The organism is Protofrankia sp. BMG5.30 (assembly GCF_001983005.1).
In the GTDB taxonomy this organism is placed as follows: Bacteria; Actinomycetota; Actinomycetes; order Frankiales; family Frankiaceae; genus Protofrankia; species Protofrankia coriariae.
Genome location: NZ_MOME01000010.1, coordinates 92,894 through 105,787, shown reverse-complemented (window position 1 = coordinate 105,787; position 12,894 = coordinate 92,894). Strand labels below are relative to the sequence as shown.

The following is a 12,894-nucleotide window of genomic DNA, read 5'->3' as shown; positions in this document are numbered from 1 at the left end:
GATCAGGGATGGTGGGTGACATCCATGTCTTTGTGCGCGGGAAGACTTCGCGGCCAGACGGTGACACCGCGTCACCCGTCGCCGTCACGCGGACGACGACGCAGGTACCGGGTCTGCCCAGCTACGACCCGGCCCGGCTCCTGAGCGCCTGGTAGGAACCCGGTACCCGGCTCCGCCTCGCCAGAGCCGGGTACCCGCGGCGTCGGACGGGCAGGGCCGGACGGACCGGGGAGCGCCGGTGCGTTCCCGCCGCAGAATCCCGTCGATCGTTTTATGGTGGCCCGCCCACGGGCCTCCACGGCCGCCGGGTGGCGGGCAACAGCGGCCCCGGACCAGGCAGGCACTCTCCGCTACCTGATCCGGGCCACCCGTGTCACCCGGTGCCGTTCGTCGCTGTGTGTAATGTATTACTGTGTGTTGCTGTCGGCCGGGATCACAGGTCGGCGTACAGCGGCTCCTCAGCGATCAGAATCCGCTCCAGTACCCGTGGGAAGTCGCCGTAGTTGCGTACCGCGTAATGGACGGTGGCACGGTTGTCCCAGAACGCGACCGAACCGGGCCGCCAGGAGAACCGGACCTGGTGTTCCGGCTTCCGGTACTGGTCCAGAACGAGGGTCAGCAGCTCCCTGCTCTCCGACCTGTCAAGCCCGAGAATCGAGGGATGCTGGGTGAAGTTGACCCACAGAATCTTTTCGCCGGTTTCGCGGTGTACCCGGACCACGGGGTGGGACACGATCGGGTAGTCGTAACCCACGGCGTTCAGCGCGTCTCGGAAGTCGTGGGTGACGTGGCGGCCGGCGAGACGTTCTTTCACGTCGTCGGACAGCGCGTTGTAGGCGAGCCCGGCGTCCACCCAGATGGTGTCACCGCCGATATCAGGCAGGGTGACCGCGCGCAGCACCRCCCCCCAGGTCGGCACCAGCCGCCAGCTCGTGTCGGTGTGGTAGGCGTCCCAGTTCTCGTCGGCGTCCGCGGTGGCGCGGGCCCGCTCGTAGTCCTTGAAGTCCGCCGCGGCGATCCGGTGGATCGAGGTCGCCCTTCCGGCGCTGTCGTTGAGGGGTGCCTTCGGCCCGCTCGGGTGCGGATAGAGCGGCCCGAACCGCCGGGCGAACGCCTCGTGTTCCTCGCGGGTCAGCTCCTGGTCACGAAAGAAGACGACCTTGTATTTCAGGATTGTCGCCCGGATCTGGTCGCGGACCTCGTCGGTCAGCGGATACCGCAGGTCCACCCCACTGATCTCCGCGCCGATGGTCGGCTGCAGCGGCCGGACAGCCAGATCGCCGGCCAGCCGCGCGTCGAGATGGGTGACAGTGCTCACAGTTCGTCCCTTCACTTGTTCCTGACGTGTTTCTGATGGCCCTGGTTCTGGCTGCCCGTGCTTCTGGTGGTTCGCCCGAAGCGCTCGGTTCGCCCGAAGCGCTGCCCGCAGGACCGGGCGGCCACTGGGCACCGACGGAGGACGGCGTTCCACGGCGGGTACCGGAGTGCACGGAGCACCCGACGCGCGAAACGCATGGAAAAACGACCGGGCATGATTTTCCCGGCTGCTGGACGAACAACTGTCGGATGTTCGGATGCGTGGCCCGGGTGTCGGGAAATACCTCCCGGGTCACGGGTGGGACGGCTGGTCAACAAAAAGGACGCGTCCGGACCGGGTATTGTCGCGGTGGCACCGGCGGACTTCGTGGCACCTGTTCCGCCGACAGCGGAAAAGGACGGCTGATGAATGGTCGTGGACCGTGCCACGGGCCGTCCGGACCGGCCGAAGAATTCTTGACACCGGTGCCGGGAGCGGCACCGGTGTCAGCGACAGTTGGCGCTGGACACGCGCACCAGGTCCACGTAAAGCCGTGCCGTCAGGTCGGCTCCCTGATCCATGAACTGATTACAACATGTAAGGGAAGTCCGTGTCCACGGCTGGCGGAACCGGATTTCCGGAGGGTATCGGGGCCCGCCGGAACACGTCGGAGCGTGTTGGAACATATCGGAACACGCCGGCGAAAGGCGGCGGGCCGGACGGTCGGATCAGTGGCCGCGCACGATCCACTGGTCGTATTCGAGCGCCTCGGTGCCGATGGYGGTGTCGTCGCCGTGGCCGGTGTGCACCACCGTCTCCTGCGGCAGCGTCAGCAGCCGTCTTCTGATCGAGTTCAGCAGGGTCGGGAAGTCGGAGAACGACCGTCCGGTGGCACCCGGCCCACCGCGGAAGAGGGTGTCGCCGCTGAAGAGGACCGGTTCCCCGTTGATCACCCCGTACAGGCACACGCCGCCCGGGGAGTGCCCGGGGGTGTGCAGGACGTGCAGCCAGCCGCCGCCCGCGATCGGGATCTGCTGGCCGTCCGCGAGCTGGAGATCCGGCGGGCGGCCCGGGTAGACCATCTCCCACAGCATGAGATCGGCCTGGCACAGGGCGACCGGGGCCTGCACCCGCTCGGCGAGCTCCACGGCCGCGTTGATGTGGTCGTTGTGGCCGTGCGTCGCCACGATCATCGACACTCGGCGGCCCTCGATCGCGGCCATAATCACGGACGGGTCGTGCGCGGCGTCGATGACCAGTACCTCGCTGGCGTCCCCGACCAGCCAGATGTTGTTGTCGACGGTGAAGCGCTGGCCGTCGATCAGGAACTCGCCACGAGTGATGATCCGATCGACCCGCACTCCGTCGTGTCTGGCCACGCGTTCTCCGTTCCCGTCATCGTTGTCGTCCGGTGCTCCCGTGGTGGTCCACGGTCGTCCGCGTGTGTCGGGCCGGTCAACCCGGCCCATCCGGACCGAGCATGCCCGATCCGCCCAGACTGGTCGTCAGCGGATCCGGCCGGACCGCGGGCGCCGGCGCGGAGCCGACACGCACGGGTCGACCGCACGTGCCGGCGGCGGCCCGCGTGTGCCAGTCGTACCCGCGTATGCCGGTCCGGGCTCGCGATGCGCAGGTCCGCGGGGTGCTGTCCGGGGGGTGCTGTCCGGGGCGTGCCGGTCAGAGCCGGACGACGCTGCGCAGCACGCCGCCCTGCCGCATCCGGGTGAACGCCTCCTCGACGTCGCCGAGGCCCACGGTCTCGGTCACGAACCCGTCGAGGTCGAGCCGGCCCGCCCGGTAGAGGTCGATCAGGACGGGGAAGTCCCTGCTGGGCAGGCAGTCGCCGTACCAGGACGACTTCAGCGAACCGCCGCGGCTGAACACCTCGATCATCGGCAGCTCGAGGGTCATCGACGGGTCGGGGACCCCGACGAGGACGAGCCGCCCGGCGAGGTCCCGGGCGAAGAACGCCTGCCGGTAGGTCTCCGGGTGACCGACCGCCTCGATAACCAGGTCGGCGCCGTTACCGTCGGTGAGCGTCCTGATCGTCTCCACCGGGTCGAGGTCGCGGGCGTCGATGGTGTGGGTGGCGCCGAACCGGCGGGCCCAGATCAGTTTGCGCTGGTCGACGTCGACCGCGATGATCTTCCGGGCGCCCGCGAGGGAAGCCCCTGCGATGGCCGCGTCCCCCACGCCACCGCAGCCGAACACTGCGACCGTCTCACCGCGGGTGACCGCGCCGGTGTTGACCGCCGCGCCGAAACCAGCCATCACCCCGCAGCCGATCAGCCCGGCGGCCTCCGGACGGGCCGCCGGGTCGACCTTCACGCACTGGCCGGCCGCCACCAGGGTCGCCTCGGCGAATGCCCCGATGCCCAGCGCCGGTGACAGCTTCCGGCCGTCGGCCGCCAGCCGCATCGGCTGGCTGGCGTTGCGGGAGTCGAAGCAGTACCACGGCCGGCCGCGCAGGCAGGAACGACAGCTCCCGCAGGGCGCCCGCCAGGCGATCACCACGTAGTCGCCGGGCACCAGTGAGGTGACCCCGTCGCCGACAGCCTCGACGGTCCCGGCGGCCTCGTGGCCGAGGAGGAAGGGGTAGTCGTTGTTGATGGCGCCCTCGCGATAGTGCAGATCGGTGTGGCAGACGCCGCACGCCTGGACCTGTACCCGCGCCTCCCCCGGCCCCGGGGCGGGGACGACTATCTCCGTCAGGGTGACGGGGGCGCCCTTCTCCAGGGAAACCACGCCACGCACAGTCACCGCATCCGTTGTCGCGCCCATTGTCATGCTCCCGTCRTCGTCGACCGTCGGCGGCCCGGACACCCGGCTGCGCACCAAGCATGATCGTGCAGTTCCCGGCCGTCCAGACGGGCTTGCCCCGGCCGTCCGGACAGGTGCAGGCCAGGCTTCARCCAAGCTTCAGCCAGGCTTCAAGCCAAGCACCGTTCAYGGTGGGCCGGCAATTCCCGCCGGTGGAAATACGTCCCGGTATAGTTACCAACTGTTATTGAGAGCTGTCTGCCGCTATCGGTGGAACCCGTCGGGAGCGGACCGGAACAACGGGGACATCGGCTGCGCCGGGCCGCGGCTACCGACCCGGCGGGATGCGTCCGACCATCGGTCGGTACGCTCCTGTCGGTCCGCTTCTGCTCTCCGCGCACCGATCCGCAAGAAGGGAGCAGGTCCCTCGACATGACCGCCGATACTTCGCCGATGGCGGCCCCGGTACGCCCCCCGTACGGGCGGATGACCGTCGGGGAACCAGCGCTGCCCGATGACAGCCAGTTCGACGCCGCCGACATCCCCGCCGCCGATGGTGACGCCGGCGAGATCGGGCCCACCGGACGCCCGTTGCCCGTCTTTCCGGTACCGCCGCCGGTGTCGACACACGGGCCCGCCTGGGTGGTCGCCATGTGCAACCAGAAAGGCGGCGTCGGCAAGACGACGAGCACGATCAATCTCGGTGCCGCGCTCGCCGAATACGGCCGCCGCACCCTGCTGGTCGACTTCGACCCACAGGGTGCGCTCTCGGTCGGCCTCGGCATCAACCCGATGGTGCTCGAGCACACCGTGCACGATCTCCTGATCGGCACCGAGTCCGAGATCGGTGAGGTGCTGGTCCCCACCCAGGTCGACGGGCTGGACCTGCTGCCGAGCAACATCGACCTGTCGGCCGCGGAAATGCTGCTCGTCACGGAGGTCGGGCGGGAGCACACCCTGGCCCGCGCCCTGTCCCGGGTGCGTTCGGTCTACGACGTGATCCTCATCGACTGCCAGCCGTCCCTGGGCCTGCTGACCGTGAACGCGCTGACCGCCGCCGACGCCGTCATCGTCCCGCTGGAGTGCGAGTACTTCGCCCTGCGCGGCGTCGCCCTGCTGCTGGACACCATCGACAAGGTGCGCGACCGGCTGAACTCCAGCCTGGAGCTCGCCGGCATCCTGGCCACCATGTACGACGCACGCACCCTGCACGCCCGGGAGGTGCTGGCCAGGGTGGTGGAACGCTTCCCACACGAGGTCTTCCACACGGTGATCAACCGGACGGTACGCTTCCCGGAGACCACCGTGGCCGGCGAGCCGATCACCACCTACGCGCCCACGTCCGTGGGCGCGGACGGCTACCGGCGGCTGGCCCGCGAGCTGATGGCCCGGCACGCGACCCCGTCCGCGGCGGGGTGAGTGGCCGGGCGGCCGGCTGGTCGGCTGGTTGGTCGGTTGGTCGGCTGGTCGGCTGGTCGGTTGGTCGGCCCGGTGGGCGACGATGGGGATACGTACGTCCAGGAAGCGGGACGGATCCGGGACGGGATAAGGAACCTGTAGAGGCGTGCTGTTCTACCTGGCCGAACCCGCGGCGCTACTGGGGATCGCTCTCGCGCTCCTCATCGGGATCCACGCTCACGACGGCGCGCAGGTCCTCGTCGCGAGGCTGCTGCGGGACCCCAGYCCGCTGCGCAGCGGGCGCCTGACGGCGTCGCTGAAACACCGGGTCARCCCGTTCAGCGGGGTCGCCATGCTCATCTCCGGGGTCGRCTGGACCGAGCCGGTACCCATGAACGACGTGTGGCGCAAACGGCGGTTCCACGTGGCCACGGCGGTGCTGTCCGGTCCGCTGGCCTACCTGCTGCTCGCGTTCGCCGCGATCGTCGGGTTCAAGTTCGTCTCCGAACCGGTCCTGTTCGCCGAGGGTGACCGCGTCCTGGAGATCGACGGCGCGGGTAGCTTTCTCGCCCAACTGCTGCTGTGGATGGCGGGCACGTTCGGGTCGCTGTTCATCCTGAGCCTCATCCCCGTCCCGCCGGCGGACGGCGGGCGGGTGCTGTTCCTGCTCGGCCCGCAGTCGCCGAGCTGGCACCGGGCCAACTACCAGCTCCGCGAGAACAACATCGGCATCGTCATCCTGCTGGTGATCCTGTTGCTGCCGGTGCTGTTCGTGTCGTTTCCCTCGGTCATCGGCCAGCTCATCCTGCCGCTGCTGCGGGGGCTGGGCAGCATCGTCGGCGTCGACGTCGGTTGAGCGCCTGTCGCGGATTCGCCCGCCGGCCCGCACCGCCCGGTCGTCCCGCCGGCCCGGACGACCGGATCCGGCCGTGCCCGCTGGGCGGCCGGCTGCCGCAACCAGCACCGAGGACGGCCGGTTCGGCCTGCTCGCGTCCGGCGGGCGGCCGGCCACGCTCGAACGGACGTGCGGTGGCCCGGGACGGCTCGTGCCGCCGCGGCGGTAGCGTCGTGTCATGGCACGGACCGGGACATCTCCTCGGCCGAGCGTGACCACGCCGGCACTCGGTGCCACCACGCCCAGGAATGCCGCGCCGGGCGCCAGAGCGTCCAGGAAGGCGCCGCGCGACATCACCGCGGCACCGGAGGCCGGCACGGGCCCGGAGGCTGGAGTGCCCGGGACCACGGCACTCGAGGCTGGAGCGCCCGCAGCGGCGGTGCCGACCGGCCGCGGCAGGGCCGGCAGCTCCTTCGTGGTCGAGCTCGCCAACTTCAGCGGGCCGTTCGACCTGCTGCTGTCCCTGATCGCCAAACACAAGCTGGACGTCACCGAGGTCGCGCTCTCCCAGGTCACCGACGAGTTCGTGGCGCACATCCGCCGCCTCGGCCCCGGTTTCGACCTCGGGCAGGCCACCGAGTTCCTGGTGATCGCCGCGACCCTGCTCGACCTCAAGGCGGCCCGCCTGCTGCCGGGGGCGATCTCCGATGACGAGGCGGAGGACCTCGCCCTGCTGGAGGCCCGTGACCTGCTCTTCGCCCGGCTGCTGCAGTACAAGGCCTACAAGGAGGCGTCGCTGCTGTTCGTGGGCCTGATGGCGCTCGAGGCCCGCCACGTCCCCCGGGCCGTGCCGTTGGAACCGCGTTACGCGCAGGCTCTCCCCGAGGTGCAGATCGGTATCGGGCCGGCCGATCTCGCCCGGCTCGCGGCCCGGCTGCGGGAGCCTCCGCTGCCCCCGCAGGTTGCCACCGACCACGTCCACCTGCCGAGGATCAACATCCGCGAGCACATGCTCGCCGTGCTGGAGAAGCTGCGCGAGCTCGGCAGCGCGTCGTTCCAGGCGCTGTGCGCGGACTGCCGGCAGACGATCGAGGTGGTCGCGCGTTTCCTCGCCCTTCTCGAGCTCTTCCGGGAGGGCCGGGTCGCCTTCTCCCAGGAGGTTCCGCTGGGAGAGCTGACAGTACGGTGGATAGCCGACACCGACCCCGCGGACTCCAGGCGGCAACCGCGAGAGGCGACAGACGGCACGGACGGCACGGACGGCACGGACGACGTGGACGGTACGTACGGCGTACGCGGCATCGTCACCAGCGCCGTCGGGGATGCCGACGCTTCCGGGGATGTCGACGACGTCGGGCCGGCCGGGCCCGGCAGAAGCCGGAAACGAGGATCACGACGGCAGTGACGGGGGAACCAGGATGACGGGGGAAGCGGCTCCGCTCACCGGCGGCGAAACCGTGGCGGCCGACAGCCCGGACGAGCACGAACCGGACGAGCACGAACCGGGTCCGGACGAACGGCGCACGGGCGGATCGGGCACGGGCGGATCGGGCGCGGAGGATGACGCGCCGCGGCCGCCGTTGCCGGCCCTCGTCGAGGCGATCCTGATGGTGGCGGAGAACCCGGTGCCGGTCACCGAGATCGCGGTGAGCCTGGGCGTTCCCGCCACCGAGGTCGAGGGCGTCCTCGTCGAACTGGCCCTGGAGTACATCGCCGACGGCCGCGGCTTCAGCCTGCGGGACGTCGGCGGCGGCTGGCGTTTCTACACCAGCGAGGCGTGCGCCCCCTGGGTCGAGCGGTTCGTCCTCGCCGGGCAGAGCCCGAAACTGTCCCAGGCGGCGCTGGAGACCCTCGCGGTCGTCGCCTACCAGCAGCCGGTCAGCCGCGGGCGGATCTCGGCGGTGCGCGGGGTGTCCGCCGACGGGGTGATCCGTACCCTGACCGCCCGCCGGCTGGTCGAGGAGGCCGGGACCGACCCCGACACCGGTGCCATCCTGTACCGGACCACCGACTACTTTCTGGAACGGATGGGCCTGCGGCATCTCGACGAGCTGCCGCCGCTGGCCCCGCTGCTGCCCGGCATCGCCGACGTGGACGACATCGAGGGCCCGTGACCGGACATGAGCGGAGCCCGCGGACGGGCCGAGGCCCGATGACGGATCGAGGGCAGGGCCCATGACGGATCGAAGAGCTGTGACAGGCTCGCGGACAGGACGGAGGCCCATGACGGCCGGTGACGCGAACGCAGAGGGCGTTCGCCTGCAGAAGGTGCTCGCCGCGGCCGGGGTCGGTTCCCGCCGGCACAGCGAGGAGCTGATCGCCGCGGGCCGGGTGCGGGTGGACGGCCGGGTGGTCGAGACGCAGGGCATGCGGGTCGACCCGCAGACCGCGATCATCGAGGTGGACGGCGAACGGGTCGTCACCCGGGCGGGCCTGGTGCACCTGGCGTTGAACAAGCCCGTCGGGGTGCTCTCGGCGATGTCGGACGACCGCGGCCGGCCGACCGTCGCGGACCTGGTGACCGACGCCGGCCCGGGGCTGTTCCACGTCGGGCGGCTGGACGTCGACAGCGAGGGCCTGCTGCTGGTGACCAACGACGGGGAGCTGGCCCACCGGCTGTCGCATCCGTCCTTCGAGGTCGCCAAGACCTATCTGGTCGAGGTCGCGGGGCCGGTCGGCCGGGACGTCCCCCGGCGGTTGCGCGAGGGCGTCGAACTCGCCGACGGCCCGGTGCGCGCGGACGCCGTCCGGATCGTCGGTTCGGCCGGTTCACGGGTCATGCTCGAGATCACCCTGCACGAGGGGCGCAACCGGGTGGTACGCCGCCTGATGGAGGCAGTCGACCATCCGGTGCGCCGGCTGGTGCGGACCAGGATCGGCCCGGTGCACCTCGGCTCGCTGCGGGCGGGCCGGACCAGGCATCTCTCCCGGGGCGAGATCGGCGCCCTCTACCGCGAGGTCGGCCTGTAACGAAGCCGACAGATGGCTGGCAGGTGGCCGAAAGATGGCCGGCAGGTAGGGCGACGGGTGGGAGACGCCCCCGCGGCGCGGGCGGAGGGACGGGACACGGACGGCGGGGCAGGACGGGACAGAACAGGGCACGACAGGGGGAGACGGAAGGAAGGCCCGGAAAGGCACGGGCGGACACGGGGAACACGCCGGGCAACCAGTGGTCGACCCGTGGAAACACCCACGACCCGTCCGCGAACTATGGTGGCGCGGTGAGTGTCACATCCGGCGCATCCCGATCCTCCGGCCACGGGCCGCCGCCGCGGCGGGTGGGGATCGTCGGGTCCGGGCTGATCGGTACCAGCATCGGGCTGGCGCTGACCGGCCGCGGCGTCGACGTCATGCTCGCCGACATCGACACCGAACAGGTGAAGGTCGCCGAGGTCATGGGCGCCGGCCGGCCCTGGCACGGGGAGGCGGTCGAGCACGCGGTGGTCGCGGTCCCCCCGCACGCGGTCGCCGGGGAGCTGCGGCGGCTGCAGCGGGCCGGGATCGCCGAGACCGTCAGCGACGTCGCCAGCGTGAAGGCCAGGCCGATCGTCGAGGCCGTGCAGACGGGCTGCGACCTGTCGACGTGGTGCCCGGCGCATCCGATCGCCGGGCGGGAGCGCGGCGGCGCGGCCTCGGCCCGCGCCGACCTGTTCGCCGAGCGGACGTGGGTGGTCTGCCCGCTGCCGCACACCTCGCCGGCCGCGCTGGCGGCCACCGTCGCGATCGCCCACGCCTGCGGCGCCACGCCGGTGCGCACGACCGCGGACCGGCACGACCAGGCCATGGCCGCCCTGTCCCACCTGCCGCAGGTGGTCGCGAGCCTGCTCGCCGCGGCCACGCCCGATCTTGCCACCGGCGAGCTGGCGCTGGCCGGCCAGGGATTCCGGGACGTCACCCGGCTGGCGGACAGCGATCCCGGCCTGTGGTCGTCGATCCTGGAGGGCAACCGCGGCCCGGTCGCGGCCCGGGCACGCCTGCTGGCCGCGCGGCTCACCCAGCTCGCCGACGTCCTCGACCAGGGCAGCGAGCAGGAGGTCATGCTGGCCGTCCGCACGCTCATGGCCGGCGGCAACGCCGGTCGGGCGCTGCTGCCGCGCAAGGCCGGCGCGGTGTCCCGGCCGTGGGCGTGGGCCTGGGTGGGAGTGGTGCTCGCCGACCGGCCCGGCCAGCTGGGCGCCCTGTTCACCGCGATCGGCGACTGGCAGATCAACGTCGAGGACATTGCCGCGTTCGAGCACAATCTCGACGCCCCTGCCGGCATCGTGGAGCTTGCCGTCGCACCGGACATCGTCGACTCCCTGCTGGACAGGCTGGCCGCGGCCGGCTGGACCGCCTACCGCCGCTCGTGACCGCCGGCCGTCCTGACGAGAAGGCCGTCCTTCCCGGGCGCCTACCCGGGCGCGACGCCATCCTTCCCGGATGGACGGCCCCGGGTAGCCTGAGCCGGGTTGACCGCATCGGCGTCGGCTCGGGTGAGCATCCGGATCGGGCCGGTTTCACCACGTCGGTTGCCGACGGGTTTCTGGTGTAGACGGGTTTGTGGTTGTGGTGCAGATGTCGCGTCCGGACGGAGGAAACGGTGGAACACGACCGCGGTTGGCGTGAGCCGGTGGTTGCGTCGGCTACCGGCGCTCAGGAGGCGTCCGCAGATGGTGAGGGCCGCCGCGCCGAGTCCTGGCGGCCCGACGGGCCCGCGCCGGCCACGGCAGGTGTGACGGGTGTGACGGGTGTGACGTCGCCGCAGCGGCTGGTCCGCGACGGGCTCGTCATCGCGGTGGACGGGCCCGGCGGGTCGGGCAAGAGCACGGCCGCCCGGGAGATCGCCCGTCGGCTCGGCCTGCGGTATCTCGACACGGGCGCGATGTACCGGGCGGTGACCCAGCTCGCCCTGGAGAGCCGGATCGACATCGAGGACCACAATGCGGTCGCCGAGCTCGCGGAGCGGGCGGTGCTCACGATCGGTACCAGCCCGGACAATCCGACGATCGCCGTCAACGGCGAGCCCGTGGACGACCTGATCAGGACCAGGGCGGTGACCAACGCGGTGAGCGCGGTGGCCGCGGTGCCCGCCGTCCGCCGGCGCCTGGTCATCCGCCAGCAGCAGATCATCACCGAGGCGTCGCCGGTGGGCATCGTGGTGGAGGGCCGCGACATCGGCTCGGTCGTCGCCCCGAACGCCCCGGTCAAGGTGTTCCTGACCGCCTCGACCGAGGTCCGGGCGCTGCGCCGGTCGCACCAGCTGGGCGAGCGGGGCGTCGACGACGTGGCCCGCACCCTCGCCGAACTCGACCGCCGGGACGCCCTGGACAGCACCCGCGCCGCGGACCCGCTGGCCGTCCCCGACGACGCGATCGTGCTCGATTCGACCGCTCTGTCCGTCCAGGACGTCGTGGACGAGGTCCTACGGCACTGTGAACAGGCCTCGGCCCGAGCGTCATGACGACGATCGAAGACCCCCGGGACGGCGCGCCGCGAGCCAGCGTGGCCAGTGCGGCCGGCGTTCCCGCGACCAGTACTCCCGCAACCGGCGGCCCACGGGACGACGCTTCGCGGGGTGACGTTTCTGCGACCGGCGGTGTGCGGGGTGACGCTCCGAAGGGCGATGCCCCCGCCGGTGCGCAGGGCGGTGTCGCACCGGGTGGTGCTTCGAACGGCGATGTTTCCGAGACTGATGACGCGCAGGCTGACGTCCCACGGGGCGATGCTCCCGCGGCCGGCGCTGTGCGGGGTGACGCCGCGCGGGGCGTCGGTTCCGTGGCCGGTGTCCCGCGCGGCGGCGGAGGGCCGGGCGGCGGGCGGCCGTCCACGGCGGTGTCCCGGCGGGCCGCGGCGTCCCGGCCGTACAACGACATTCTGCACACGGTGCTCAAACCACCGTTCCGCCTGATCCTGAGCAGAGTCGTCATGCGCCTGACGGCCGAGGGGCTCGACCGGGTCCCGCCCACCGGACCGCTGATCTTCGCGGGTAACCACAGCAGCCTGCTCGACGGGCCCCTGGTCGTGATCGAGGCGCCGCGCACGGTCCGCTGCCTGGTGAAGTCCGAGCTGTACACCGGGATTCTCGGCCGGCTGCTGCTGCTGTCCGGGCAGATCCCCGTCAACCGGGGCCGGCCCGACCGGTTCGCGCTGCACACCGCACTCGACGAGCTCTCCCGCGGCGGCGCGATCGGGGTGTTCCCGGAGGGGACCAGGGGCAGCGGCGAGGTGGAAACCGTCCAGCACGGCATCGCCTACCTGGCTGTTCACGGCCGCTGTCCGATAGTGCCGGTTGCCTGTGTCGACACCGGGCAGGTCCTGCCGAGGGGGGCGTACTGGCCGCGGCGCTCCGTCCACGCCCGGATGGTCTTCGGGCATCCGTTCGAGGTGGAGATCCCGGCCAATCCACGGTCGCGGAAGGCGCTGGCCGAGGTGGCCGAGGGCATCCGGGTCCGGCTCGCCGACCATCTCGCCCAGGCCCGGCTGACACCCGCGTCCCTGCCCGCCCCGGCCGCGCCGCCCACCCGGCGGCCAGGGCCGGGCTGGGCGGCCAGGGCGAGCCGCCGGCCGCGGCGAGGCGGCCCCGGGCCGACCGGATCCGGCAGACGGTAGAGATCCGCAGAGATCC

The 12,894-nt window shown here is 71.6% G+C and carries 13 protein-coding genes; 9 read left to right on the top strand and 4 right to left on the bottom strand.

Annotated elements, in window-relative coordinates:
• Window positions 1-433: 433 nt before the first annotated feature.
• The 4 genes from BL254_RS05825 to BL254_RS05815 form a co-directional block, all read right to left on the bottom strand.
• Window positions 434-1,318: a TauD/TfdA family dioxygenase gene (locus BL254_RS05825; RefSeq protein ID WP_076842723.1), complete on the bottom strand. Its 885-nt coding sequence runs from the start codon at window positions 1,316-1,318 to the stop codon at window positions 434-436.
• Window positions 1,319-1,803: 485 nt separating this feature from the next.
• Entirely contained in the window at window positions 1,804-1,878 is a 75-nt protein-coding gene (locus tag BL254_RS29280; protein WP_371390116.1) for a putative leader peptide, read from the bottom strand.
• A 147-nt stretch (window positions 1,879-2,025) separates the two neighbouring features.
• Window positions 2,026-2,676, bottom strand: a complete 651-nt coding sequence (locus BL254_RS05820) for an MBL fold metallo-hydrolase (RefSeq protein ID WP_076842813.1) — start codon at window positions 2,674-2,676, stop codon at window positions 2,026-2,028.
• Between the two features lie 298 nt (window positions 2,677-2,974).
• A complete protein-coding gene (locus tag BL254_RS05815) occupies window positions 2,975-4,078 on the bottom strand; it encodes an S-(hydroxymethyl)mycothiol dehydrogenase (protein WP_076842812.1) in 1,104 nt (367 codons plus the stop codon).
• A gap of 411 nt (window positions 4,079-4,489) precedes the next feature.
• Here BL254_RS05815 and BL254_RS05810 point away from each other — a divergent pair, with 411 nt between their 5' ends.
• The 9 genes from BL254_RS05810 to BL254_RS29275 all read left to right on the top strand — a co-directional run bounded on the left by BL254_RS05810 (window position 4,490) and on the right by BL254_RS29275 (window position 12,878).
• A complete protein-coding gene (locus BL254_RS05810; RefSeq protein ID WP_076842722.1) occupies window positions 4,490-5,476 on the top strand; it encodes a ParA family protein in 987 nt (328 codons plus the stop codon).
• Window positions 5,477-5,621: 145 nt separating this feature from the next.
• Entirely contained in the window at window positions 5,622-6,311 is a 690-nt protein-coding gene (locus tag BL254_RS05805; protein WP_076842721.1) for a M50 family metallopeptidase, read from the top strand.
• Between the two features lie 73 nt (window positions 6,312-6,384).
• Window positions 6,385-6,519 (top strand): hypothetical protein, encoded by a 135-nt coding sequence (locus BL254_RS28945; RefSeq protein ID WP_256386230.1) that lies wholly within the window; start codon window positions 6,385-6,387, stop codon window positions 6,517-6,519.
• A gap of 165 nt (window positions 6,520-6,684) precedes the next feature.
• Window positions 6,685-7,695 (top strand): ScpA family protein, encoded by a 1,011-nt coding sequence (locus BL254_RS05800; RefSeq protein WP_047222661.1) that lies wholly within the window; start codon window positions 6,685-6,687, stop codon window positions 7,693-7,695.
• A gap of 13 nt (window positions 7,696-7,708) precedes the next feature.
• Window positions 7,709-8,404 carry an SMC-Scp complex subunit ScpB gene (gene scpB, locus BL254_RS05795; RefSeq protein ID WP_047222631.1) on the top strand — a complete coding sequence of 232 codons (696 nt, stop codon included), beginning with the start codon at window positions 7,709-7,711 and terminating at the stop codon, window positions 8,402-8,404.
• A 109-nt stretch (window positions 8,405-8,513) separates the two neighbouring features.
• Entirely contained in the window at window positions 8,514-9,260 is a 747-nt protein-coding gene (locus BL254_RS05790) for a pseudouridine synthase (RefSeq protein WP_047222630.1), read from the top strand.
• A 251-nt stretch (window positions 9,261-9,511) separates the two neighbouring features.
• Window positions 9,512-10,639 (top strand): prephenate dehydrogenase, encoded by a 1,128-nt coding sequence (locus tag BL254_RS05785; RefSeq protein ID WP_047222629.1) that lies wholly within the window; start codon window positions 9,512-9,514, stop codon window positions 10,637-10,639.
• Between the two features lie 371 nt (window positions 10,640-11,010).
• On the top strand, window positions 11,011-11,730 hold the full coding sequence (cmk, locus tag BL254_RS05775) for a (d)CMP kinase (protein WP_235433440.1): 720 nt from the start codon (window positions 11,011-11,013) through the stop codon (window positions 11,728-11,730).
• Window positions 11,727-12,878, top strand: coding sequence for a lysophospholipid acyltransferase family protein (locus tag BL254_RS29275; RefSeq protein ID WP_083730870.1), 1,152 nt, complete (start codon window positions 11,727-11,729; stop codon window positions 12,876-12,878). The genes cmk and BL254_RS29275 overlap by 4 nt, the downstream gene beginning before the upstream one ends.
• Window positions 12,879-12,894 lie beyond the last annotated feature (16 nt).

Excerpts from the sequence above, each read along its gene's own strand:
- BL254_RS05815 (WP_076842812.1), bottom strand. The coding sequence starts at position 4,078 with ATGGGCGCGACAACGGATGCGGTGACTGTGCGTGGCGTGGTTTCCCTG.
- BL254_RS05810 (WP_076842722.1), top strand. The coding sequence starts at position 4,490 with ATGACCGCCGATACTTCGCCGATGGCGGCCCCGGTACGCCCCCCGTAC.
- scpB (WP_047222631.1), top strand. The coding sequence starts at position 7,709 with ATGACGGGGGAAGCGGCTCCGCTCACCGGCGGCGAAACCGTGGCGGCC.
- BL254_RS05790 (WP_047222630.1), top strand. The coding sequence starts at position 8,514 with ATGACGGCCGGTGACGCGAACGCAGAGGGCGTTCGCCTGCAGAAGGTG.
- BL254_RS29275 (WP_083730870.1), top strand. The coding sequence starts at position 11,727 with ATGACGACGATCGAAGACCCCCGGGACGGCGCGCCGCGAGCCAGCGTG.